Source organism: Arthrobacter sp. TJ-236 (assembly GCF_058269235.1).
Genome location: NZ_JBZCNI010000003.1, coordinates 325,814 through 348,644, shown reverse-complemented (window position 1 = coordinate 348,644; position 22,831 = coordinate 325,814). Strand labels below are relative to the sequence as shown.

The following is a 22,831-nucleotide window of genomic DNA, read 5'->3' as shown; positions in this document are numbered from 1 at the left end:
GGCGGGGCGCATCGGCAGTGAAGGCCACGAGCGCGTCCGACGGCGCACGCCCGTCCGGGCAGCCCGGCTCGCCGCTCCGCCGGACCCTCCGCATGGTCCGGCCGCACCTCGGGCCGCACCGCACCCTCATGGCCGGGGGCGTCGCAGCGCTCCTGCTGGAAGTCGCGTTCCGCGTGCTCGAGCCGTGGCCCGTGAAGTTCGTGGTGGACGCCGTGACCCGGAGCCTCGGCGCCGACTTCTCAGGCGGCGCAGCGGCTGCCACCCCGGGTCTGCTGATCGTCTGCGGCGTGGCGCTGATCGCGATCATCGGTTTCCGCGCGCTCTTCAACTTCCTCGCCACCATCGCCTTCGCCCTCGCCGGCTCGCGCGTGGCCACCGATCTCCGGGCACGCGTGTTCAATCACGTGCAGGCGCTCTCGATCGGCTACCACTCCCGGGCGCGCACCGGCGATACGGTGCAGCGGCTCGTGGGGGACGTCGGGAAGCTCCAGGAGGTGGCCGTCAGCGCCGGCCTGCCGCTGATCGCCAACTGCATCACCCTGCTGGCCATGGGCGGCGTCATGTTCTGGCTCGATCCGCTGCTCGCCGTCGTCGTCATCGCCGCCGCCGCGGCGTTCCTCCTGCTCTCACGCCTCAGCACCGGCAAGATCACCGTGGCCGCCCGCCGCACCCGCAAGGGCGAGGGAGCGCTCGCCAACACGGCCCAGGAGAGCCTCGGGGCCATCCGCGTGGTGCAGACCTACGGCCTCGAGCAGACCCTCGCACGCCAGTTCGACAGCAGCAACGAGAAGACCCTGAAGGACGGCGTCCTCGCACGCCGCCTGGCCGCCGCCCTCGAGCGTCGCACCGACGTGATCGTGGGTATCGCGACCGCCGTCGTCCTCGCCGGCGGCGGCTGGCGCGTGGTGCAGGGCGCCATGACCCCCGGGGACCTCGTGCTGTTCCTCATGTACCTGAAGACGGCCATGAAGCCCCTCCGCGATCTCGCCAAGTACACCGGACGCATTGCGCGGGCAACCGCCTCCGGCGAGCGCGTCGCGGATCTGCTCGACGAAGGTATCGACATCAAGGACTCCCCCGGGGCGAAGCCACTCGGGCGCGTGTGGGGTGACCTCGAGCTGCGCGGTGTGACTGCCGCGTACACCGCGGACAAGACCGTGTTGAAGAACGTCGACCTGACCTTCATGGGGCGCCGGCGCACCGCCGTCGTGGGACCGTCCGGCTCGGGCAAGTCCACCCTCGTGTCCCTCGCGGTGCGCATGATGGACCCGGTGGGAGGAAGCGTGCACCTGGACGGGCGGAATCTCCGCGACGTCACGCTCGGATCCCTGCGCTCGCAGGTGAGCCTGGTGCTCCAGGACGCCGTCCTGTTCACGGGCACCATCCGCGAGAACATCCGTTACGGGCGCATGGACGCCACGGACGACGAGGTGGAGTACGCGGCCCGCCTGGCCAACGTGCACGCCTTCGTCTCCGCTTTCCCCGAGGGGTACGGGACCGTGGTGGGCGAGCGCGGCGGCACGCTCTCGGGCGGGCAGCGCCAGCGCATCGCGATAGCCCGGGCCCTGCTGCGGGACGCCCCGATGGTGATCCTCGACGAGGTGACCACGGGGCTCGACAAGGAGTCGCGGGCCGAGGTACTGAAGGGCCTCGACGTCCTCTCGCGCCACCGCACCACGATCACCATCACGCACGAGCCGGCCCTGGCCCTCACGCACGACTGGATCGTGTGGCTCGAGGACGGCGAGGTCCGGTTCGAGGGGCCGCCGGAGGAGATCCGCGTGCACCCGGTGTACGGCGCGTGGGCCGCGGAGGCGGACGGCGTCGCCGGGGGCGCGCTCCCCGGGCCCGCCTCGTCCTCAGGCTCTCCGGGCGACGCCGCACCCGCTCGTTCCCGCGGTGCTGCCGAGCCGCCCGCTGATCCCGCCCGCTCGGGACCCGCACGCAGCGCGGCGGGCGCCTGATGCCCGCCGTGACGGACGTCGTGGACCCGGCGCTGCCGGCCCTCTCCGCCGTCTTCGACCCGGCCCACCTGTCCGAGCTGCTCGGACGTCCCGTGTCCGCTGACAGGGTGCGGCACAAACGCGGGGTGTCCGCCGTCGCGCGTCTGCGCAGCATGCCGGAGACGCGCGACGCGCCGCAACCGGCTCCGCGCTGGCTGGCCGTTTATGCGGCGGGGCACGCGGCGAAGCTCGACAAGACACTCAAGCGCGCCGCGGCGTCCGGCTACCACCTCGAGACCGTGGAGGTGTCCGGCGGGTCCACCCTGGTCATCGGACCCATCGGCGTGGACCTCAAGCTCCACCACGTACTGCGGGGCTTCCGGCCCGGCTCCGGGGACCACGGCGACACCGCCCGTCGTGTCGAGTTCGCGGACGGCGCGGTGCTGAACTACAACCCCCACCGCCGCGTGGTGTTCCGCCTGGGCACCTCCCTCGGCACGGTGGTCTGTAAGGCCGGCACCTACGGCTCCGAGGCAGCGGGGAGCACCGTCGAGAGCACGCTCCTCGCGGATCTCGTGGCGCGCGGCGTTCCCGTGCTGCAGCGCGCCTTCCCGCAGGACGCTCCCCGCCGCGAGGGCCTGCGCTACTACCCGTGGTTCGGGGTGGGCGACCTCCAGGAGCTCGGCGGTCGCGGACCGGATGCCGCACGCACCGCCGGGGCGGCCGGCGCGGCGCTCGCCGCGCTGCACGCGCAGCCCCTCGCGATCGCCGCACCCCTCGGGACCGCCCGGCATGACGCGGCACGCAAGCTGATCTCCGTCGTCGAGCGGAACAGGCGGCTCCTTCCCGCCCACGCGGAGCGCCTGGACGCACTGCTCGCGACGCTCGTCCGCCGGCTCGACGGCGGCTCCCACCCCGTGCTGTCCCACGGTGATTTCTCCGCGGATCAGGTCCTCGTGGGCGCAGACGGGAGCGTGCTCCTCGCGGATTTCGACCGCGCCACCACGGCGCCTCCCGGCCTCGACGTGGGCGGCTTCGTGGCCGCCGATCTGCTGCAGACCGGCGGTCACGCACCACGGCGGGCCTTCCTCGAGGGCTACGCGGCTGCGGGCGGGGACCTGCGGGGCGGCGACCTCCCGGCCTGGGTGGCGGCACACCTGCTCGACCGCCTCGACGAGCCGTTCCGGAGCTGCTCGCCCGGCTGGCGCGACGGCATGGTGGCGCGTCTCGACCAGGTGGAGCAGGTCCTCGACCGCGGGCCCCGCTGATGCACCTGCCCCTCACCGTCGAGGACCCCGACGGCCGCATCCTGACCGTCCGGCGCGCCTGGCCGCACGACGACGGCCGCCTCACCCTCGAATCCGTCGATGCCGCCGGCCACCTCCGCGCCGGGATGCTCGGCACCGACGGCCGGATACGGGTGTCCCGCTACGCCGAGGACCCCTCGCTGCCCGACCTGCCGACGGCCGCCGGCGCCGGCGAACTGCTGGTGCACCGCTACCGGAAACGCGCCGTGATCCGTGCGAACGGGGCCTTCCTCAAGGTGCTGCCGCAGCGGAAGGCAGCCGACGTCGCGGATCGGCACCGCATCGCCGCGGGTCTCGCCGGCCCCGCGGGCATCGCCGTACCGACCGTGCTCGGGCTCGACGGCGGCACCCTCACGCTCTCGGTGGTGGAGGGCATCAGCCTGCACGATGCGGGACGCGCAGCAGCGGCCGACGACGTCGCCGACGCCCACGAGGACACCGCAGGCCCCGCCGACCCCGCGGACCCCGCCGGCTCCGCCCACCACTGCGGCGCCGTCGAGGAGGCATGGGATTCCTGGGCGGACCGCTGGCCCGCCTTCGTCAGGGCGTCGGACCGGGCCGTCGCCGAGGGCACCGCCGCCGTCCCCTCCTACGGGCCGGGGGACGAGGCGCGCACCCTGGACGCGTGGGTCACCCGGTGCCTGACGTTCGCAGCCCTGCCCGTCGAGCCCTCCCTGCTGGAAACGGCGGCCGTTCGCGCGCGGGCCGCCCTCCTCGGCGGAACACTGCAGCGCGCCGGGCTCGCCCATCGCGATCTCCACGACAAGCAGCTGTTCGTGCGGCGCGCGCAGGCGGGTTCGCCGAGCGCCGTGGGGTTGATCGACTGCGACACCCTGGCTCTCGCCGAACCGGCCCTCGACCTCGCGAACCTGCTGGTGCACCTGGAGTTCCGGGAGGCGCAGGGACTCCTCGGGGCGTCGTCGCGCGGAGTCGGCGAGGAGGCCATCCTGGCCGTCGCGGAACAGCTCGCCGTGCCCCTCGACCGGCTCGCCGCCTACGCGCAGTCCACCCGCCTGCGCCTCGCGTGCGTGTACGCGTTCCGGCCGCGCTGGCAGAAGCTCGCTCTCGACTGGGTGCGGTCCGTCTGATGCGCACCCCGGCCGGTGCCCGCGCCGCGCGATCCCCCCACCGGCACCCCCTGCGCCCTCACGCCGGTCCCGTACTCTGACGCCCATGGCCAGAGACGCGTCACCACCGTGGACCGCGAGCATGCGGGTGCGGATCGTCGCCGTCGTCGTCGTCCTGCTGTTGCTCTCCTCCATCGGTTCCGTGCTCCTGCTGCGCCTGGTGCTCTTCGAACGGCTCGGTGACGAGATCACCGAGAGCCTCGACCGCGAGGCGGAGGAGTTCCAGCTCCTCGCCGCCGGCACCGACCCCCGCTCCGGCCGGCCCTTCGGGAACGACGTCGAGGCGATCTTCGACGTCTACTTCTCCCGCGAGGTGGCGGACGAGGGCGAGACACTGCTGGCGTTCGTGGACGGCGAGCTCTACGAGTCGAGCCGCGCCACGCAGGTGCCGGACGCCACCGAGATCGGCACCACCTTCGACGAGTGGCTGGCGCTCGAGCAACCCACGAAGGGTGCCGTCGAGACCGACGGCGGCCGGGCGCAGTACGTGGCCGTGCCCCTCGGCGACGGCGAGGCCGATGCCCTGTTCGTGGTCGCGAACTTCCCGGCGAACGAGCGCAGCGAGATCACCGACGCCCTACAGACGCAGGTGCTGGTGCAACTCGGCACCACCCTCGTGGCCTCGCTGCTGGGGCTGGCGCTCGCCGGGCGGGTGCTGCGCCCGCTGAAGCACCTCGCGCGGACGGCACGCCGGATCTCCGAGACGGACCTCAGCCGCCGCATCCCGGTGACGGGCGAGGACGAGGCCTCCCAGATAGCCCTGGCGTTCAACGACATGCTGGGCCGCCTCGAGCAGTCCTTCGTCACGCAGCGGCAGTTCCTCGACGACACCAGCCATGAACTGCGCACGCCGCTGACCATCATCCGCGGCAGCCTCGAACTGCTCGAGCTCGACGAGACGCCCGAGGAGCGCTCGCGCACGGTGCTGATGATCATCGACGAGACGGATCGCATGGAACGCATCGTCTCCGACCTCTTCCTCCTGGCCCGCGCCGAGCGCGCCGATTTCCTGGTGCCGGAGCCCCTGGAACTGACCGACCTCGTACTCACGGTGCACCGGAAGATGCAGGCGCTCGCCGACCGCGACTGGCGCTGCACGGAGCCGGCGCCGGCGTGGCTGATCGCGGACCGTGACCGGCTGACACAGGCCATGCTGCAGCTCGCGGACAACGCCGTGAAGTTCACGAAGGATGGCGATGCGATCGAGGTGGGAGCCCGGCTCGAGGACGACTCGGTGAGGCTGTGGGTCTCGAACGCGGGCCCTTCGGTGCCGGAGTCGGACCGCGGGCGGATCTTCACGCGCTTCGCCCGCGGGTCCGCGGACGCCCGCACGCAGCAGCCCGGCGCGGGCCTCGGTCTGTCCATCGTCTCGGCGATCGCCGCGGCCCACCAGGGTGAGGCCCGCCTCGTGGACCGGGACGGCTGGGGTGCCACGTTCGAGGTCCGGTTCCCCTTCGTCCCGGCCGACGTCGCCTCGCTCGCGGCGGAGTGAACCAGCCGCTGCGGGCCCGTGCGGACCGCGGGGTCCAGGACGCGAAAACCATGCCCGGCGTCCCGTCAAGGCATGGGCAGCGCCCACCGTCCCGCGTACCATGGGGAGCGACGATCAGCATGCTTGCTATACCTGTCACCGAGCCGTCCCTCGAAAAAGATTGCGCCATGCGTGTTCCCAGCGTCACCACAGCCCTAGCGCTCAGCGCCGCCCTCCTGCTCGCCCCGGGAGCCGGCGCGGCGTACGCCCTCGACGCGCCGCCGGGCAACGGCCCGGTTGCACCCGATCCCGGCCCACCTGATCCCAACCCACCCGGAGGCGGCAACGGGAGCATCCTGCCGCCGGGCGGCCCGGGGGTGGGCGGGCCGGAGGTGCCCGGCCCGCCGGTCGATCCCGGTGACCCACCGCCGGTCCCGCCCGTGACCGAGCCCGGGACACCACCTGCGACCGCCGCGCCCCTCCCGCCCGTCGTCGCGCCTGCGCCGTCGCCCGTCTCGCCGACGACGACGCCCGCCCCCACTCCGGATCAACCGGTCGAGGCGCCCGTGCCCGCACCGAGCGAGAGTGCGTCGGCTACGACCCCGCCCGCAGAGGGCTCCGTGGAGGATCCCACCGAGGATCCCGCCATGGATTCCGCCGTCGCCCCCGGCGGTGCCGGATCCGGGTCCGGGGGCGCTCCTGCCGGCGTCGTCCCCGACACGCGACGTAACCCCGTGCCCTCGCCGGCGCCGGCAACGACGCGCTCCCTCACCACGACGACGCCTCCGGGCGCGGATACCACCACACCCGCTGGCCCGCCCGTCGCGGAGGATTCGGGCTCGGGCACGCAAGTGGCCTCGATGGAACCCTCGGCGCGCTATGTCGCGGCGGGGGTGCTGAGCATCGTCGCCGTGGTCCTGGCCCTCGCGATCGCCGTGGTGGCTCAGCCCCGGAGGCCCCGCCGCACCCACTGAGCACCACTCAGCGCCGCTTCTTCCCGCCCTTCAGGAGGGCGTTCGTTCCCTTCGTCGGGATCGAGGACGCATCAGGAGTCCCGGCGCCCGCGGCGGCAGGCCCCTGTGCGGATGGACGCGCCTTCCTGGGACGGCGGCGTGCGCTGCGAGTACCGGCCTCGAACCCACCCCCGGCTTCCTCGCCGTCGATCGTGACAGCGACGCGCTCCTTCCGCACCTCGGCCCGCACGGTCGACCGCCCGGTCACCTCGACCCGCCTCATCCGCACCCGCTCGACGGCCACCGTCTCGGTCCCGACGACGGCGAACTCCTCCCTCGCGGTGAGCTCCACCGCTTCCTCCTGGAACGGCGTCCCCGACCCCGGAGGGGTCGACGACGTGATCGGTTCGACGTCGACCCGCACCGTCTCCGTCACCAGGGGGACGGTGACGCTCGCCTCCTCGGTGACCACGTACTTCCTGAGGCGGGCCCGCCCCGCCTCGTAGCGCTCGGTGCCGACGAGGAGCTTCTCCTCCGACCGCACCACCCACGGCGTACCGCCGGCGTCGCGCGGCATCCCCTCGCGCGCCATCTCGTCACCCTCCGTCGGTGCGTCCGGAACATCCGACCGCTCGACGTCCGGCGCCGCCGTGGGCGACGACGGCACCGTGACCGCAGCGGGTGACGACGGCACCGTGACCGCCGCGGGCGACGACGGCGTCGACCCCTCGGCAGGCAGGGACGGAACGGGCTGCGCCTTGGGCGCCGATGCAGTCGGATCCTCCGCTGACGAGGACGCAGCCGGTATCGACGCAACCGGCATCGACGCAGCCGGCGGAGCCGTCGCCCGCATCCCGTAGTGCCGGTACAGCACGGCCTCCTCCTCCGGGCTCAACTGACCGTCGCGATCCACGGACGGAGCGTGCGTCACGAGATCACGCTCGTGACGGATCACGAGGTCACGGCCCTGCACGACGGCGCCGTCGAGCGGGACGAAGGATTCGCGCGTGCCGAACAGACCCGTGTGCACCGTGACCCAGGTGGGCCGCTCATCGGCGTCGTCCAGGTACACCACCCCCAGGGTCCCCACCTTCTCGCCCTGGCCGGTGACCACCGTGCTGCGGCGGCGGAGCAGAGGAGTGAGATCGTCCATGGTGAGCATGTGGAGGTCCTGTCGTCGTCGTCGGCCGCCCTCGGCGGAGGACCCCACAGTAGGTCTGTGGGACGCCGATAACAAGCATGCTTATTATCGACACGCGGAGTAGCCTCACTGGGCTGTGACGAAGCCGACGCCCTTCTTCTTTTGATCTACTCAAAAGAAGACCTAGGCTGGGGTCATGACCACCACCACGGATCACGCCGCCCGGACGGATGCCCTGCGGCACTCCATCCGCGCTTCGGGGCTCAGGGTCACCGCTCCGCGCCTCGCCGTTCTCGAGTCGCTCCAGGATCACCCTCATTCGAGTGCCGAGCAGGTCACCGACCGGGTGCGGTCCGTCCTGGAGGGCACCTCGAGCCAGGCGGTCTACGGGATCCTCGCAGCCTTCACCGGCGCGGGGCTCGTGCGGCGCTTCGACCCGGCGGGCTCCCCGGCCCTCTTCGAGTGTCGGGTGGGTGACAACCACCACCACCTCGTGTGCGTGCGGTGCGGGGACATCAAGGACGTCGATTGTGTGATCGGGGAAGCCCCCTGCCTCACGCCGTCGGACACGTCCGGCTTCGCCGTCTTCGCCGCCGAGGTGACCTTCAACGGTCTGTGCGGCCCGTGCCGCACCAGCACTCCCACCGATCCGTCGGACTCCCCCGACTGACCACCCCGCATCACCGTGTCCCCAGCGGGGCACGTACCGCGATACCCCATGCCCGAAACCCTGTCGCCGCGTCCGCGGCGCACGACCGAAGGATCCACCATGAGCACGATCATCGACCGCCCCACAGCACGTCACCGCGCCACGATCGCCACGTCGCCCGCCGATCCCGCACTCCCGAGCCCCCTCGGGGGCCGCTACGTGTCCGGCGCGGCAGGACGGCCGTCCGTCGAGGGCTCCTACACCGGCACCGGTTCCCTCTCGGCTCCGGCGACCCGCGGCACCTACGTCACGACGCCCGCGCGCTCACCACTCACCGGCGGCACCTACACGTTCACCGGCTGACGTCACCTGCAGGACGGCGGCGCTCAACCACCACTGACGGAAAAGAGCCGGAAACACGTCGCCATTAGAGTCGCGGCATCCGTTTCCCGCGAGAAGGAGCCCCATGACCGGCGATGACCTGTTCCACGACCCGCTCGACACCGAGGACCGGGACCGGCACCGAGACCTGACAAGCACCCCGGACACCCGGCAGACCGTGGACCAGGTGTTCCGGCGCTCCCTCGAGCTGCTGCGGGTGCAGGAGGAGCTCAGGACCATGGCGCGGGCAGGGAAGCGCTCCTGACGAGCTGGGACAGAGCGACGGCCCCACCCCGGGGATCGGGGCAGGGCCGGCAGCTGCCTAGCGGCGGTTGAGCAGCTTCCGGAGGATGCCTCCGGCCTTCCCTGCGGGCAGGGGTGTGCCACGACCTGCCGCTCCGGTGCCGGGTGCGCCCGTCCTCGGAGCACCGGTACCTGTGCCGGCGCGTCCGATGTAGCGTCCGGCCGCGTTCTTGATCATGTTGCTGATACCCATGCTGGTCTCCTTCGACTCCGCCTCTGCACCCGGAACATCAGGTGGCTTACTACTTTAGCCGGACGGGCGATCGACGTCGCCTCAGATGAAGTCGGCCAGCACCCGTGCCGCCTCCGCGAAGACCTCGGAGCGCGTGGTCGCGTGGACCGACAGGCGGATGCGGTCCTCGCCGTGCACGGTCGCGGTGATGTCCGCGGCGTCGAGCGCGGAGTGTGCCTCCGCCGCCCGACCCGGGAGGTGCGCGACGACGATCCCGGCGCGGTCCCCCCGCTCGCGTGGGGAGACGACGGGTACCCCGGCGGCGTCGAGCGCCTCGATGAGCGCCGCGGCGTGCGTCGAGACGATCCCGTCGATCGCCCTGATCCCGACCAGATCGATGAGCTCGAGCGCCTCGGCGAACGCGCCGGTGGAGTAGGGCGAGAGGTTCGCGATGGAGAAGCGGGGCGCACCGGGCAGCGGCGCGTGCTCCTCGCCGTCGTACGTCCTCGCATCGGTGACGCCCGTCCAGCCCGTGAGCAGGGGCTCGATGCGCTCCACGCCCTGCTCGGACAAGGCGATCCCCGCCACGCCCCAGCTGCCGCGCACCCACTTCTGCGCGCCTGCGAGCACCACGTCCGCGACCGTCCACGGCACGTCGGCGACGCCGAGCGCCTGGATGCCGTCCACCACCAGCAGGCGGTCGGGGCCCATGACGTCGCGGATACCCACGAGGTCCGCGCGGAAGCCGGTGCGGAAGTCCACGGCGCTGACGCTCACGGCCACGGTGTCCGGAGTCAGGGCACGCGCGACGACGCCGGGCGTCACGGGCTCGCCGGGAGTGCCCATGGACTCGAGGCGTGCACGGCCGAGGTCCGTGGTGCGGAGCCACGGGTACAGGTTGGACGGGAACTCGCCCGCACCGACGAGCACCGTGCCGCCGGTGAGTCCGAAGGCCACCTGGAAGAGCCCCAGCGACGTACTGCTGGTCAGGCCCACCTGGTCCACGGGGAAGCCGAGAAGCCGGGCGAGCGAACGCCGCGCACGGAGTTCCTCCGCTGCGAGGAGACCCATCGCGTCCGGGCCACCGGCTGCGGCGATCGCCGCGAGGTGCGCGATCCGCTCGGTGACCCGGCTCGACGGCGGTCCGTACGAGGCGAAGTTCAGATAGCCCTCCGCTTCGGAGAACGCGGCGGAGTAGGTGTCGAGGAGGTCGGCATCCTGCCGTGCCGCGGCGCTGGTCATGGGTCCACGCTATCCCCCGGCTGACGGTGCCGACCGGAAGAACGTCGGTGCGGAAACGCTGTCCCGGCTCCGATCGCCTCGGGGAAAACTGCGCCAACGCTGCCCGTGCACAGTGAGATGGGTCATGAGTGCTCCGGGTACTGTCGAAGAACGGTTGCAGTAGAACCCGCAGAGCCGCACACCGTGGTCCGGCCGAGGAGAGCAGGGGCAGCATGAACATCTTCACCAGGATCCGCCGCTCCATGCGGCCCTCCACCGGTCCTCGCCCCGTCCGCACCAGGGACCTCGATCTCCTGGTCACCGCCATCGCTGCATCCCAGGCCGAGCTCATCGGCATCGCGGACCGCGTGGCGGCGGGTCATGCCGAACCCGGCGACGAGACACGGCTCCGGCTGCAGCGCGAGATCACCGAGAGCTACCGCAAGCGTCTCGACAGGATCAGCCTGCCCACGGGTACGGGCGACGAGGCCGAGGCCTGGCTGCGCTCCCTCAACACCCCTGCCTGAGCTGCGCGCTTCTCGACCCCGTCACCCGACGGCCGCGACGTCCATCCACCCGCCGGAAGAGTCCCCGACCTGCCGGGGTCAGACCGGCGCGATCCGCCCGGCTGCGTCGCTCGACTGCTCCACGCTACGCCCGACGGTGAGCACGGTCCGTTCGTCGAAGGGCCTGCCCATGATCTGCAGCCCGATCGGCAGGCCGCTCTCCGAGAACCCGCAGGGCACCTGGACGGTCGGCAGGCCGAACAGGTTGGCCGGGATCGCCAGCCGCCCGTAGCCCACCGAGGCCGTCTCCACGCGACCGTCCGGCCACCGGTACACGGGGTCGTCGGCGGGGAGCGCAGTGGTGAAGACCGTCGGCGCGACGACGACGTCCACCGCCTGCATCGCATCCCTCCACGCAGCCGTCATGAGCTGCCGGAACCGCAGGGAGTCGATGTAGTCGGTGGCCAGGATGGTCCCGCCCACCTCGAGCAGGCTCCGCACCTCCTCGGTGTAGAGCTCGGGCGTCTCGCGCAGCATCCGGCGGTGGTAGGAGCTCGCCTCGGGCATCATGATGCCTGTGATCACCGCGCCGAACCGCTCGGCGTGCGGCACCGGGACCGGCACGACGACCGCCCCGAGCCCCTCGAGGCGCCGCACCGCCGCCTGCACGGCGTGCTCGGTCTCCGGGTCGATCCGCTCCGTGAGGTAGTTCTCGGGCACGCCGACGCGGAGGCCCTCGACGCCGTCGTCGAGCCCCTGGGTGAAGTCGGGGACGGGTGTTCGCGAGGACCCCGGGTCCCGCGGGTCGTGACCGGCGATCGCCGTGAGGACGAGCGCCGCGTCCCTGACCGTGCGCGTCAGCGGACCCACGTGGTCGAGGGACCAGGCGAGCGACGCCACCCCCACCCGCGAGACGCGCCCGAAGGTGGGCTTGAGCCCCACGACCCCGCAGAGAGAGGCCGGGATCCTGATGGAGCCTGCCGTGTCGGTGCCGAGCGCCGCCGCCACACCGCCGTAGCCGACCACGGCCGCTGACCCTCCGCTGGAGCCCCCGACCATCCGCGTGGTGTCCCAGGGGTTGCGCGTGGTGGGGGTGACACCGCCGTACGCGAACTCGTGCGTGTGCGTCTTGCCCACCATGACGGCGCCGGCGCTGCGCAGCGCCTCGACCACAGCGGCGTCGGCGGTCGGGACGTGATGCTCCCGCACCGCGGAGCTCGCGGTGGTGGCCACGCCCGCGGTGTCGATGAGGTCCTTGAGGGCCACCGGGATGCCGTGCAGCGGCCCGCGCAGGGAACCACCCGCGATCTCCGCCGTCGCCGTGACCGCTGCCGCCAGCGCGGCGTCGGCCGTGACGGTGACGAAGGCTCCGATGCGGCCCTCGGCCGAGTCGATGCGCGCGAGGGCGGACTCCGTCAGCTCGAGCGGCGTGATGCTGCGCGCCGCGATCAGCGCCGATGCCTCACTCAGGGAGAGGTCGCACAGTTCGGTCATGCCGGTCCGTCCCAGGAGGGGTCGAAGAAGGACGCCGGCGGGGTCTCGCCGAGATCCACCTCGTCGAACCCCCGCAGCATCGCGTGCACCGGCGCTGCCGCGGCGACGAGACCGGCCCGGCGCGCCCCCTCCGCAGTGGGCGCCGCCACCATGAGCTCCGGCGCGGGCGACGAGCCGGCCCCGGACAGAAGGGCGTCCTGCTCGGCGGCCACGCCCCTAGCCCTTGACCGAGCCGTCACTCAGCCCCGCCACGAGGTACTTCTGGGCGATGAAGGAGATGGCGATGACGGGAAGCGTCAGCAGCATGGCGGCGGCTCCCGCCTGCTGGAGCATGGGCAGGGTCTGGCCGAGCTGCGTGGTGATGAAGACCGGCACCGTCTTGGAGGCCGTGTCGGTCAGCACCAGGGCGGTCAGGTACTCCTGGAACGCGAAGAGGAACACGAACACACCTGCGGTGAGGATCCCCGGCCGCATCAGCGGGATCATGATCCGGCGCAGCATCCCCCACCGGGTGCAGCCGTCGATCATGGCCGCCTCGTCGAGTTCCTTCGGGATCTCGGCGAAGAAGTTGCGGAGCAGCCAGATGCTGAACGGCTGGTTGATCGCCACGAGCGCGGCGGCCAGGGCGAAGTTGGTGTCGTAGATGCCGAGTGCCCGGCTGATGTCGTACATGGGCAGCACCACCGAGAACCTCGGCAGCGAACGGAACACCAGCGCGAGGAGCAGCAGGATCGCCGAGACGTACCCGGGGAAGCGGGACAGCGCGTAGGCCGCGGGAATCCCGAGCACGAGGGCGACGACGGTGGAGATGAGCGCCACCACGGCCGTGTTGACGAGGTACTCCGCGAAGTAGGTGGTCTCCCACAGGTTCTTGAACGCCTCGAGCGTGGGCGTGTAGCCCGAGAGCACCGGAGGGTTCGCGAAGGCGACGTCGGTGGGCTTGGTGACCGACAGCGCCGTCCAGATGAAGGGCGCCAGCATCAGGAGGGCCAGGAGGATCAGCAGGATGGCGGCGGTCGGGTTCGCCCGACGGCGGCGGCGCGCGGGGAGCGGCGCGAGGACCTTGGGGGCCGGCGTCGCCGCGGGACTGGTCGCGGTACTGGGCATCATGCTTTGGCCTTCGCTTCCTTGAGGAGGTCCCGGATGAAGGGGAAGAGGCAGATCAGGATGAGGAGGATCGAGAGCACGTTGACGGCGCTGCCGAGCCCCAGCTGCTGCGAGCCGTCCCGGAACGCGTTGTCGAAGACGTAGTACATGACGGACTCGTTGCCGATCGCGTCGGCCTGGGGTGAGAGCGGGATCAGGCTGTCGAAGGTGCGGAGCACGTCCATGATCGTGATGAGGCAGACGAAGCCGATGATGCCGCGCATGGTCGGGATGATGACCCAGAGATGCATCTTCAGGGAGTTGGCGCCGTCGATCCTCGCGGCCTCCCTCAACTCCTTGGGTACGCCCTGCAGCCCGGCGAGGATCATGAGCACCGAGAAGGGCAGCAGGTGCCAGACGGTGTGCGCGATGATCATCACGCGGTTCGGCCAGGTGTCGGTGAACCACAGGAACTCCTGGCCGGTCAGCCGCTCGATCAGAAGGTTCAGCACCCCGCCGAAGTTCGAGTTGAAGAGCCAGGAGAAGGACACCGCCCCCACCACACCGGGCAGCACGTACGCCACGAGCATCGAGCCGAGGATGTAGGGGCGGAGCTTCCCGAGGCCGTTCACGCCGATGGCCACGAGGTAGCCGACGGAGAGGATGAGCGCGGTGACGATGGCGGTGAGCAGCAGGGTGAAGAACACGGCCCGGCCGAAGCGCGGATCGGTGAGGGCCTGGCTGTAGTTGGACAGGCCGATGAAAGTTCCCGCCTGCCCGTAGCTGACCTCCTGGAAACTCCACTGGATGGTCCGGATGAGCGGGAGGACGAGCAGGGCCACCATGACGAGCAGGCTGGGGCCGATGAAGCTGGCGAATTCACGACGACGCACGGGGCGCTCCTGACGTGGGACGGACGACGTGGGACGGACGAGGGAAAGGAACGGGCGCCTCAGTGGCGCCCGCTCCCTGCAGGTGTCAGCTTCCCGAGACGGTCTCCTCGGCGAGGCGCTGCATCTCCTGCATGCCCTCCTCCACCTCGATCTGACCCAGGAGGATCTGGACCAGCACCGGGCGGATCGCGTTCGTCACGGGTGCGCTGAAGGGATCGTTCGGGGCGGGCATGGTCGCCGCGATCGTGTCATTGGCGGCCACCGCGTACGGCGAGCTCTCCTCGGTGACGATCCCCTCACGCGCCGGGTAGGCGGCCGGGACGGACGCGTTCGAGGCGTCCTCGCTGACGGAGGAGGCGATCATCTGGAACAGCATGTCCTTGTCGAGCTGCGTGTTCTCGGGGATCGCCCAGCCGTCCACGGACAGGCGGCTGAAGAGGTACGGCGCGTCGGCGTCGAGCGATGGCGGAGCGGCGAAGCCGATCTTGTCGAAGTTCGGCGAGTTCGCCTCCAGCGTGAGGTCGTTCATGCGGCCGGAGAACATGATGGCCATGGCCGCGTTCCCGTTGAACATCTGCTGCTGGACCGACGGCTGGTCGAAGGTGGTGACCTCAGGGTCCATGTACGGCAGGAGGGACTTCAGGCCCTCCAGCGCCTCGCGCGAGCCGTCCGAGGTGAACTGGGGCTCCCCGGCGTCGAGGAAATCCGTCCCGGTGGAGTTCATGGCGGCCTGGTAGATCGTGGAGATGTCCGCGGTGGCGCTCATGGGCAGGGCGATCGGGTACTCGATGTCGCCCTGCTCGCGGATGGCCTCAGCCGCCGCGATCATGTCCTCGAAGGTCTCGGGGGCGGCGAGGCCCAGCTCGTCGAAGATGTCCTGGCGGTACGCCATGACGTACATCTGCGCCTGCATGGGGAGCGCGTAGAGCTTCCCGTCGTAGGACAGCGCGGAGCGCATTCCCTCGTTCAGTGCGTCCAGCTCGTACTTCTCCCCGTACTCGGCCACGAAGTCGTCGAGCGGAACAATGCTGCCGGCCGATGCGATCTCCGGGACCGCGAAACCGTAGGTCTCGAGGATGTCGTAGCTGCCGGTCTCGCCGGAGAGGGTCGCGGTGGTCTTCGTGACCTGTCCGCTGAAGTCGATGGGATCGTGCTTGAGGGTGACGTTCTCACGCGTGCAGCTCTTCACCATCGTGTTCGTGAAGGGATCGATCGCCGAGGAGTTGTAGGCGAGGACGTTGACCGTCGTCTCACCCTCGGGCATCGTGTAGTCGCATTCGACGGCGGTGGCGTCGGCGGCTCCGGTACGGGAACCGGCGCCGCATGCGGTCACACCGGCGAGGGTGCTTGCGATGACCAGGGCGGTGACGCCGGTGCGGAGGTGTGTGCGAAGTCGCATCGAGAGTCCTGTTCTGCTGCTGGAAGGAAGCACGCACTCCCTGTGTCCGGAGGTGCGTGCCGCCATGGGCGGAATGCCGGGCGAGCCCCACCGCGACCGCGACGAGCCGACCAGGCGGCATGGATCCTCGTCTCACGCGCATCGCCGCATCCCGACGTGCACTGCTGTCCCAGCCTGTGAGGCGAATCGCCATCTAGTGGCGAGTGTAGGCGGCGGCTCGGACACCCGCGCTCCGCTTGCCCGGATTCCGCTTCGTGCTGTAGGGCGTCAGGCGGCGGCGCGGGTGGTCAGCCGCACCCATGCTGCGGCGTCCGGCGGCAGCAGGCCGTCCGGCGTCAACGGCGCCGAGGACACCAGGACCTCGCCCGGCGGAAGCCGCGCGGGCTCGCGCCCCATCGCCATCAGGACGGCGAAAGTGTCGCCCCGCTGACACACGAGCGCGTCGCCCTCCACCACGCTGCACCGCGTGGGGACGTCGGCCGCAAGCGTGCCCGCCGAGGTGAGCTGCCTGCGCAGCGCGAGCGCCCGCGTGACGTACTGCAGCATCGACCCCGGCTCGGTGCGCTGCCCCTCGACGGAGTGCACACCCCAGGACGACGGCGCGGGCAGCCAGGGTGCTGCCGCCCCCGCGGGTGAGAAACCGAAGGTACCCGCCGCCGTCGCCGTCCAGGGCAGCGGAATGCGCGCGCCGTCGCGGGACACTCCCCCGCGGGCCCACATGGGGTCCACGCGCGCCTCGAGCGGTACGTCCACCTCGGGCAGGCCCAGTTCCTGGCCCTGGTACAGGTAGGCGCCGCCGGGGAACGCGAGCATCGTCAGCAGTGCGGCCCGTGCCCTCGCGGCTCCCACGTCGCCGCCGCCGTAGCGCGTGACCGAGCGGACCACGTCGTGGTTCTCGATGCACCACGCAGGCGCCGTCCCGTACGCGCCGTGTGCCTCGATCAGCTCGCCCGCCTTCGCGGCCCAGGTCGTGGCGTCCCAGGGCAGCTTGACGAAGGGGTAGGCGAACGCCTGGTGGAGCTCGTCGGGGCGGACCAGCCGCGCGGCGCGGTCCGGATCGAGGTTGACCTCGCCCACCAGCACCCGGCCGGGCGCGTACTCGTCGGCCACGCGCCGCCAGCGCCGCCACACGTCGTGGATCTCGTCCTGGTCCGTGAGATGCGGGTTGAAGCGGAGGCCGCGTGCCACGGCCGCGGGATCCTCGGCGTCCGGCAACCCGGGCGTCTTGTAGAGCCCGTGCGCCACGTCCACGCGGAGTCCGTCGATGCCGAGGTCGAACCAGAAGCGGAGCACGTCCTCGAAGAAGTCGCCCACGGCGGGATTGCGCCAGTTCCAGTCGGGTTGCGCCGAGGAGAAGATGTGCAGGTACCACTGGTGGTCCGTGCCCGATCCCGGGTGTGCGCGCGTCCAGGACCGGTCACCGAAGGAGGACACCCAGTTGTTCGGGGGTGTGTCGGCGTCGGGCCCGTCCGCGAAGTGGAAGAACGCGCGCTCGGGTGAGCCGGGCGCCGCGGCGAGCGCCTCCCGGAAGCGGGGGTGCTCCGAGGAGCAGTGGTTGGGCGCGACGTCCATCAGGACCCGCAGCCCCAGACCGTGCGCTGCCTTCAGGAGCTCCTCGACGTCGGACAGCGTGCCGAAGAGAGGGTCCACGCCGCAGTAGTCGCTGACGTCGTAGCCCTGGTCCACGTGCGGGCTGGGCTGGAAGGGCGTGATCCACAGGGCATCCACGCTGAGTTCGGCGATGTAGGGCAACCGGGCGGTGATGCCGGGGAGGTCCCCCACGCCGTCACCGTCCGCGTCCGCGAAGGACCGCGGGTACACCTGGTAGACGACGGCGTCCCGCCACCAGTCGGCCCCGTTGGCATGTGCTTCGGGTGGGGTCACGGCAGGCGTACGACGACGGGGCGGCGCGCGGAAGGGCGGCACGCCTCGGGGCACACAAGCAGCACGGAACGGCGGAAGAGCATCATGGTTCGAGCCTACGATGCCGCGCGGGTTGGTCCGCCGTCGGATCCCGGGCGCCCGTCAAGGCAGGTTGTCCGCCCATGGACACGCACACGCCGGGCGTACCGTGGAGGAATGAGCGCCTCGACCCACGCCCTGGCCCTCCGGGGCCGCTTCGCCCGTGAACTGCCCGAGATGGCTGTCACCTGGCAGGCCGACGACGCCCCGGAGCCCCGGCTGCTCGCCCTGAACACCGCGCTCGCGGAGACCCTCGGCATGGATCCCGCGCAGCTCCGCTCCCCCGAGGGCCTCCGGTTCCTGACGGGCACGGCCGTCCCCGAGGGCGCGACGCCGGTGGCCCAGGCCTACTCCGGCCACCAGTTCGGCGGCTTCAACCCGCGCCTCGGTGACGGCCGCGCCCTGCTGCTCGGCGAACTCACCGGCACCGACGGCGAGCTCGTGGACCTGCACCTTAAGGGTTCCGGACGTACGCCCTTCGCCCGCGGGGGCGACGGCCTCGCCGTCGTCGGGCCGATGCTGCGCGAGTACGTCATCAGCGAGGCGATGCATGCCCTCGGCATACCGACCACGCGCTCGCTCGCCGTCATCGCCACCGGCCGCGACGTGCGGCGCGAGACCATGCTGCCCGGCGCCGTCCTGGCGCGCGTGGCGAGCAGCCACCTCCGCGTGGGCAGCTTCCAGTTCGCGAGCGCGTCGGGTGACCGCGACCTCCTCAGGCGCCTCGCCGACCACGCGATCAGCCGTCATCACCCGTCCGCGGCGGACGCCGAGAACCCGTACCTCGCCCTGTTCGACGCCGTCGTCGACGCGCAGGCCGGGCTGATCGCCCGGTGGATGCTCGCCGGGTTCGTGCACGGCGTGATGAACACCGACAACATGACCATCTCCGGCGAGACCATCGACTACGGGCCGTGCGCGTTCATGGACGTCTTCGACTTCTCGGCGCTGTTCAGCTCGATCGACCGCGACGGCCGCTACGCGTACGCCAACCAGCCGCTGATCGGCGAGTGGAACCTCGCCCGCCTCGCCGAGGCGCTGCTCCCGCTCCTCGACGAGGACCAGGAGAAGGCGATCGCCCTCGCCGTCGGCGCCCTCGACACCTTCCGCCCCCGGTACAGCGCGGCCTGGCTCGCCGGCATGAGGGCCAAGCTCGGACTGCCCGACGACGTCGCGGACGAGGATCTCTCCCCGCTCGCCACCGACGTGTTGGCGCTCCTGCAGGACAACCACGTGGACTACACGTCCTTCTTCCGCGACCTAGCGTCCGTGGTGCGCGGCGACGCGCGGCCCGCGCGGGACAAGGTGCTCGACGTCGCCGCGTTCGATGCCTGGGCGGAGCGCTGGCTGGCCCTCGGCCCGGACGCCGACACGATGGACCGCGTGAACCCCGTGTACATCCCGCGGAATCATCTCGTGGAGGAGGCGCTGACGGCCGCGACGAACGGTGACCTCGGTCCGTTCGAGGCCCTGGTGGATGCCGTCCGGTCCCCCTTCGACGACCGTCCCGGCCTCGAGCGGTACGCCGCGGGTGCGCCGGACGACTTCGGCGCCTACACCACGTACTGCGGCACCTGACCCTTCTCCGCACGGAGGAGTCGGGGCATCGCCTGCGCCCGTCAGCAAGGCCCCGGTCAGGGACGCCAGAGCCGCTCGCGCCGGTCCATGAAGGTCACCACGACCACGTGCGGCAGGGTCAGCGCGGACAGCAGCACCAGGTACACGCCGAGCAGGCGGGCCGGCTCGAGGTCGCCGGTGGAGCCCGACACGAGGGACGCGACGACGAGCACCAGGAGCGCGATGGCCGTGGTGGGTGCGGCGTCCCGCGCGAAGATCCTCAGCGAGCGGGCCACCGCCCCCGCGCGCAGGGCTGCAGCGGCCCGCGGGTCAATGAGCTGCAGGCGGACGATGTGCCGGAGGGAGTGCCAGAAGCAGAAGTACATCCCCAGGGCGAAGATCGGCGGGACCACCGAGAAGTAGACGGCGAGCAGCAGCACCTCACCGGCGTCGACAGCCCAGCTGCGCGTGGGCCGGAAGCCGGTGCCGGTCCAGGCCGTGAGCGTGAACTGCAGGAGCACCGTGGCACCCAGTCCGAGCAGGACGGCCAGCCGGATGCCGTCCAGCGTGGCAGGAGCCACGGGAACGCCGTCGCCGAAGAGGGAGGCCGTCGCTGCCACGACGCCGACATAGACCCCGGGGAAGGCGAGCAGCGGCACGAGCATGGGCAGCGCTCCGCGCACGACGACGGTGAGCGCCCGGGTGAGCACGGTGCGCAGGTGCGTGGCACCGGTCAGGTGCACCAGGGCCCAGAGGTCGCCCTGCCCCCAGTGGTACCAGGTGAGGCCGATGAAGAACAGGAAGGCACCGAGCGGGAAGAGGATCCACGACGCGAGGACCACCAGGCCGAGGGCCAGGTAGAGCACACCAACGCGCGTGACGGAACCGGCGACGGTCCGCCCGGGGGTCACCCTCGCGGGGACGAGGTGGTCCAGCGCCCCGTGCGGGAGTCCGAGGACCACGAGGCTCACGAGGAAGGGGGCGTATTGCGCCCACGGTGGGAGCTCCGGGGCAAAGGCGAGGGCAGCGGTGATCGCTGCGAGGGCCAGGCTGACCGGGGTCAGGAGGCGTCGCTGCACCCCTGATCGGGTGGCTTCATCCACGGCGGGATGCACGGGCGGGTCGGGCCGGTCGCGCGGCGCGAACGGGTCGGAGGCGTCGCGCGGTGCGGGAGGCGGCGTCGGCAGGTCGCGCGGCATCCTCTCCAAGCGCAGCGTCTGCGGGGGTCGCGGCATCTGCTCGGGGCACCGGGTCGACGGTCCGTGGAGGCGGGGAGGCGTGGTGGTCGCGTGCGGAGCGCACACGGTCGGCCACCTCCTGCACCATCATCTGCAGCACGATCCTGATGAACGGCGGTTTCGGCAACGCGAGGATGAGCCGGAGATCGTCGGCGAGCGAGTTGCGCTCCGTCATGAAACGGATGAGGGGGGCCGAGGGGACCCGCTCGAACATCCTGAGGTAGACCGCCGGCAGGTCCAGGGGCCGGCTGATCATGAAGCGGAGGAACACGGAGTCGAGCAGTTCCCGCCGTCGTCGTCCTGCCTGCCGCGCAGGCCGCTCGTGCAGCACGACGGCGGCGGCGACCTCCCTGCACTCGCGCTGGATGCGCAGGAACGCGTAACCCGTGCTGGCGCGCGTGGCCCCCGCGAGGGTCCCGACGGGCGTGATCCGCCCCAGGTCCGCGCGCGGGAAGGAGAAGTCCGACATCGGGATGACGCCCCGCTCCTCGTGCACCACCTCGAACTCGTCGGCGCGCAGCCCGTACTGCCGGCCGAGGTACTCGGCGATCTCATCGCGGTGCTCCGCGGGGTCCACGCGGGCGAAGGAGAAGTAGACGTTCTCCACGAGCGCCTCGCGGTCGGTGGTGGGCAGCACGTACATGAAGTGCGTCCCGCGGCCCTGGTCCACGCCGAAGTCCATGAGGGTGCAGGCCGCGGAGTCGAACACGGGCCGTGACGCCGTGATCCGTTGGCCGAGGAAGTGCTGGGGCACCCACACGGACGTGGTGCGGAGCAGCTCGAACTCGGGCGAATCCGCACGGAGCCCCCGCGCGTCGAAGACCCGGTCGGCGGTGTACGTGGCCTTGTCCGTGACCACCTCCACGGCGGTCCCGACGTCGGCGTACCGCACCACGGCTTCGCCGAGTCCCATCTCCACCCGCGGTGCGGCGTGCAGGCGGGTGAGGCAGTCCGCGTAGAAGTCGGCGGCCCGCAGGCTGATGTAGGGGCGGGAGGCGTCCTCGCCCACGCTCGTCCGGCTACCGGCAGTGATCCTCCAGCGGTCCCAGCGCGCGGTGGCCAGGTGGGAGAAGTCGGTGGGCTCCACCTCCCAGAAGGACCACGTGCGGTCGTCCTCGTGGGTGGCCCGCCGGTCGAGGACGAGGATGCTCCCCGAGTAGCCGAGGTCGAGGAGGTAGTGGCAGAGGCTCAGCCCGGCGCAGCCCGCCCCGAGGACGATCGTGTCGTACTCCAAGCCTGGTCCAGCAGCAGCCACGTTGCCTCCTCGATCCGCGCGTCAGCGCGCAGTCGTCGGTGCCGGGCGGACCCCCGCGTCTTCCGTTCCGACGTCGGCGTCGGGACGGCGGCACACGCGGCGCGGCGGGAACTGCACGGACTCCCGACCAGTACACCACCGTTGGCTGGAGATACCCGCCGGCGGCGGCGTGAAGCTCGTCACCGAGCGCTCGTGCGGGCGACGGCGTCAGGCAGCGCGGTTGAGTTCCAGTTCCGCAGCTTCGGCCAGGCGGCGCAGCACCGCGCGGTCCGACGCCGGGAACGCGTGCGGCCGAGTGTCCAGGACGCACAAACTACCCACGAACCAGCCGCCCGGGCCGCGCAGCGGGGCGCCGGCGTAGAACCGCAGGTGGGGCGCGCCGGTCACGTAGGTGCTCGTGCTGAAGATCGGGTGCCCGAGGGTGTCGGGGATGACCAGCCCGTCCTCGGACTGGATGGTGACGTTGCAGAAGGCTGCACTCCGGAGGCCCTCACGGGGGAACGGGCCCACCATCGACTTGACGAACTGACGATCGCCGGCGATGAGTGTCAGCGTTGCGAGCGGCATACCGAGGCGTCCACAGGCCTCGCGCGTCAGGCGGTCGAAGCGTTCCTCGCTCGCGGTACCCAGCAGCCCGCTCCGCTCGACCGCACGGGCCCGGAGCCGCTCGAACTCGCGCGCAGCGCGGGTGGGGAGCGCCGGGACCTCGAGCTGCGGTTTCTCCAGCATGATCGCTGTCATGAGCGTGCCTTCCTGTCCCTCGGTCCGCTGGT

At 71.5% G+C, this 22,831-nt stretch carries 22 protein-coding genes; 10 read left to right on the top strand and 12 right to left on the bottom strand.

The annotated features are described in order from the left end of the window. Positions 1–17 precede the first annotated feature (17 nt). The 5 genes from AC4D16_RS13850 to AC4D16_RS13830 all read left to right on the top strand — a co-directional run bounded on the left by AC4D16_RS13850 (position 18) and on the right by AC4D16_RS13830 (position 6,822). Positions 18–1,964 (top strand): ABC transporter ATP-binding protein, encoded by a 1,947-nt coding sequence (locus AC4D16_RS13850; RefSeq protein WP_490955393.1) that lies wholly within the window; start codon positions 18–20, stop codon positions 1,962–1,964. Continuing rightward, positions 1,964–3,211 carry a phosphotransferase family protein gene (locus AC4D16_RS13845; RefSeq protein ID WP_490955392.1) on the top strand — a complete coding sequence of 416 codons (1,248 nt, stop codon included), beginning with the start codon at positions 1,964–1,966 and terminating at the stop codon, positions 3,209–3,211. The genes AC4D16_RS13850 and AC4D16_RS13845 overlap by 1 nt, the downstream gene beginning before the upstream one ends. Then, positions 3,211–4,338 (top strand): phosphotransferase, encoded by a 1,128-nt coding sequence (locus tag AC4D16_RS13840; protein WP_490955391.1) that lies wholly within the window; start codon positions 3,211–3,213, stop codon positions 4,336–4,338. The genes AC4D16_RS13845 and AC4D16_RS13840 overlap by 1 nt, the downstream gene beginning before the upstream one ends. Positions 4,339–4,423: 85 nt before the next feature. Further along, the gene (locus tag AC4D16_RS13835; protein ID WP_490949661.1) at positions 4,424–5,869 is read left to right on the top strand and encodes a sensor histidine kinase; all 1,446 of its coding nucleotides are present in this window, start codon (positions 4,424–4,426) and stop codon (positions 5,867–5,869) included. 167 nt (positions 5,870–6,036) lie between these two features. Then, positions 6,037–6,822, top strand: a complete 786-nt coding sequence (locus AC4D16_RS13830) for a hypothetical protein (protein ID WP_490955390.1) — start codon at positions 6,037–6,039, stop codon at positions 6,820–6,822. A gap of 7 nt (positions 6,823–6,829) precedes the next feature. On the opposite strand, the gene AC4D16_RS13825 is transcribed toward AC4D16_RS13830, so the two are convergent. After that, positions 6,830–7,963, bottom strand: coding sequence for a DUF2382 domain-containing protein (locus tag AC4D16_RS13825; protein WP_490955389.1), 1,134 nt, complete (start codon positions 7,961–7,963; stop codon positions 6,830–6,832). 175 nt (positions 7,964–8,138) lie between these two features. On the opposite strand from AC4D16_RS13825, the gene AC4D16_RS13820 reads away from it, so the two are divergent. The 3 genes from AC4D16_RS13820 to AC4D16_RS13810 all read left to right on the top strand — a co-directional run bounded on the left by AC4D16_RS13820 (position 8,139) and on the right by AC4D16_RS13810 (position 9,237). Further along, on the top strand, positions 8,139–8,612 hold the full coding sequence (locus tag AC4D16_RS13820) for a Fur family transcriptional regulator (RefSeq protein ID WP_490955388.1): 474 nt from the start codon (positions 8,139–8,141) through the stop codon (positions 8,610–8,612). Positions 8,613–8,711: 99 nt separating this feature from the next. Next, entirely contained in the window at positions 8,712–8,954 is a 243-nt protein-coding gene (locus AC4D16_RS13815) for a hypothetical protein (RefSeq protein ID WP_490955387.1), read from the top strand. Between the two features lie 103 nt (positions 8,955–9,057). Beyond that, on the top strand, positions 9,058–9,237 hold the full coding sequence (locus AC4D16_RS13810) for a hypothetical protein (RefSeq protein ID WP_490955386.1): 180 nt from the start codon (positions 9,058–9,060) through the stop codon (positions 9,235–9,237). Between the two features lie 57 nt (positions 9,238–9,294). Here the strand turns inward: AC4D16_RS13810 and AC4D16_RS13805 are convergent, their stop codons facing one another. Beyond that, positions 9,295–9,468 carry a hypothetical protein gene (locus AC4D16_RS13805; RefSeq protein WP_490955385.1) on the bottom strand — a complete coding sequence of 58 codons (174 nt, stop codon included), beginning with the start codon at positions 9,466–9,468 and terminating at the stop codon, positions 9,295–9,297. An 81-nt stretch (positions 9,469–9,549) separates the two neighbouring features. Then, positions 9,550–10,689 (bottom strand): aminotransferase class V-fold PLP-dependent enzyme, encoded by a 1,140-nt coding sequence (locus AC4D16_RS13800; RefSeq protein ID WP_490955384.1) that lies wholly within the window; start codon positions 10,687–10,689, stop codon positions 9,550–9,552. Positions 10,690–10,901: 212 nt separating this feature from the next. Between AC4D16_RS13800 and AC4D16_RS13795 the strand changes: the two genes are divergently transcribed. Next, a complete protein-coding gene (locus tag AC4D16_RS13795; protein ID WP_490955383.1) occupies positions 10,902–11,195 on the top strand; it encodes a hypothetical protein in 294 nt (97 codons plus the stop codon). 78 nt (positions 11,196–11,273) lie between these two features. Here AC4D16_RS13795 and AC4D16_RS13790 read toward each other — a convergent pair whose 3' ends face one another. The 6 genes from AC4D16_RS13790 to AC4D16_RS13765 all read right to left on the bottom strand — a co-directional run bounded on the left by AC4D16_RS13790 (position 11,274) and on the right by AC4D16_RS13765 (position 17,930). After that, positions 11,274–12,668, bottom strand: coding sequence for an amidase (locus AC4D16_RS13790; RefSeq protein WP_490955382.1), 1,395 nt, complete (start codon positions 12,666–12,668; stop codon positions 11,274–11,276). Beyond that, positions 12,665–12,880 (bottom strand): hypothetical protein, encoded by a 216-nt coding sequence (locus tag AC4D16_RS13785; protein WP_490955381.1) that lies wholly within the window; start codon positions 12,878–12,880, stop codon positions 12,665–12,667. The genes AC4D16_RS13790 and AC4D16_RS13785 overlap by 4 nt, the downstream gene beginning before the upstream one ends. 4 nt (positions 12,881–12,884) lie before the next feature. Next, positions 12,885–13,778, bottom strand: coding sequence for a carbohydrate ABC transporter permease (locus tag AC4D16_RS13780; protein WP_490955380.1), 894 nt, complete (start codon positions 13,776–13,778; stop codon positions 12,885–12,887). Then, positions 13,775–14,647, bottom strand: coding sequence for a carbohydrate ABC transporter permease (locus AC4D16_RS13775; protein WP_490949673.1), 873 nt, complete (start codon positions 14,645–14,647; stop codon positions 13,775–13,777). Before AC4D16_RS13775 ends, AC4D16_RS13780 begins: the two co-directional genes overlap by 4 nt. A gap of 85 nt (positions 14,648–14,732) precedes the next feature. Next, the gene (locus tag AC4D16_RS13770; protein WP_490949674.1) at positions 14,733–16,046 is read right to left on the bottom strand and encodes an ABC transporter substrate-binding protein; all 1,314 of its coding nucleotides are present in this window, start codon (positions 16,044–16,046) and stop codon (positions 14,733–14,735) included. Between the two features lie 267 nt (positions 16,047–16,313). Further along, a complete protein-coding gene (locus tag AC4D16_RS13765) occupies positions 16,314–17,930 on the bottom strand; it encodes an alpha-amylase family glycosyl hydrolase (RefSeq protein WP_490955379.1) in 1,617 nt (538 codons plus the stop codon). 195 nt (positions 17,931–18,125) lie between these two features. On the opposite strand from AC4D16_RS13765, the gene AC4D16_RS13760 reads away from it, so the two are divergent. Then, positions 18,126–19,586, top strand: coding sequence for a protein adenylyltransferase SelO (locus AC4D16_RS13760; protein ID WP_490955378.1), 1,461 nt, complete (start codon positions 18,126–18,128; stop codon positions 19,584–19,586). A gap of 56 nt (positions 19,587–19,642) precedes the next feature. Here the strand turns inward: AC4D16_RS13760 and AC4D16_RS13755 are convergent, their stop codons facing one another. From AC4D16_RS13755 to AC4D16_RS13745, 3 genes are all read right to left on the bottom strand, one after another. Then, positions 19,643–20,668, bottom strand: coding sequence for a Brp/Blh family beta-carotene 15,15'-dioxygenase (locus AC4D16_RS13755; protein WP_490955377.1), 1,026 nt, complete (start codon positions 20,666–20,668; stop codon positions 19,643–19,645). After that, complete coding sequence (locus AC4D16_RS13750; RefSeq protein ID WP_490955376.1) at positions 20,661–22,037, bottom strand: lycopene cyclase family protein; 1,377 nt, start codon at positions 22,035–22,037, stop codon at positions 20,661–20,663. The genes AC4D16_RS13755 and AC4D16_RS13750 overlap by 8 nt, the downstream gene beginning before the upstream one ends. A gap of 228 nt (positions 22,038–22,265) precedes the next feature. After that, positions 22,266–22,799, bottom strand: coding sequence for a GAF domain-containing protein (locus AC4D16_RS13745; protein ID WP_490949679.1), 534 nt, complete (start codon positions 22,797–22,799; stop codon positions 22,266–22,268). Positions 22,800–22,831 lie beyond the last annotated feature (32 nt).

Bases quoted from the DNA above. Each gene is read 5' to 3' on its own strand.
- AC4D16_RS13845 (WP_490955392.1), top strand. From the start codon at position 1,964: ATGCCCGCCGTGACGGACGTCGTGGACCCGGCGCTGCCGGCCCTCTCC.
- AC4D16_RS13840 (WP_490955391.1), top strand. From the start codon at position 3,211: ATGCACCTGCCCCTCACCGTCGAGGACCCCGACGGCCGCATCCTGACC.
- AC4D16_RS13835 (WP_490949661.1), top strand. From the start codon at position 4,424: ATGGCCAGAGACGCGTCACCACCGTGGACCGCGAGCATGCGGGTGCGG.
- AC4D16_RS13830 (WP_490955390.1), top strand. From the start codon at position 6,037: ATGCGTGTTCCCAGCGTCACCACAGCCCTAGCGCTCAGCGCCGCCCTC.
- AC4D16_RS13825 (WP_490955389.1), bottom strand. From the start codon at position 7,963: ATGCTCACCATGGACGATCTCACTCCTCTGCTCCGCCGCCGCAGCACG.
- AC4D16_RS13820 (WP_490955388.1), top strand. From the start codon at position 8,139: ATGACCACCACCACGGATCACGCCGCCCGGACGGATGCCCTGCGGCAC.
- AC4D16_RS13815 (WP_490955387.1), top strand. From the start codon at position 8,712: ATGAGCACGATCATCGACCGCCCCACAGCACGTCACCGCGCCACGATC.
- AC4D16_RS13810 (WP_490955386.1), top strand. From the start codon at position 9,058: ATGACCGGCGATGACCTGTTCCACGACCCGCTCGACACCGAGGACCGG.
- AC4D16_RS13805 (WP_490955385.1), bottom strand. From the start codon at position 9,468: ATGGGTATCAGCAACATGATCAAGAACGCGGCCGGACGCTACATCGGA.
- AC4D16_RS13800 (WP_490955384.1), bottom strand. From the start codon at position 10,689: ATGACCAGCGCCGCGGCACGGCAGGATGCCGACCTCCTCGACACCTAC.
- AC4D16_RS13795 (WP_490955383.1), top strand. From the start codon at position 10,902: ATGAACATCTTCACCAGGATCCGCCGCTCCATGCGGCCCTCCACCGGT.
- AC4D16_RS13790 (WP_490955382.1), bottom strand. From the start codon at position 12,668: ATGACCGAACTGTGCGACCTCTCCCTGAGTGAGGCATCGGCGCTGATC.
- AC4D16_RS13780 (WP_490955380.1), bottom strand. From the start codon at position 13,778: ATGATGCCCAGTACCGCGACCAGTCCCGCGGCGACGCCGGCCCCCAAG.
- AC4D16_RS13770 (WP_490949674.1), bottom strand. From the start codon at position 16,046: ATGCGACTTCGCACACACCTCCGCACCGGCGTCACCGCCCTGGTCATC.
- AC4D16_RS13760 (WP_490955378.1), top strand. From the start codon at position 18,126: ATGAGCGCCTCGACCCACGCCCTGGCCCTCCGGGGCCGCTTCGCCCGT.
- AC4D16_RS13745 (WP_490949679.1), bottom strand. From the start codon at position 22,799: ATGACAGCGATCATGCTGGAGAAACCGCAGCTCGAGGTCCCGGCGCTC.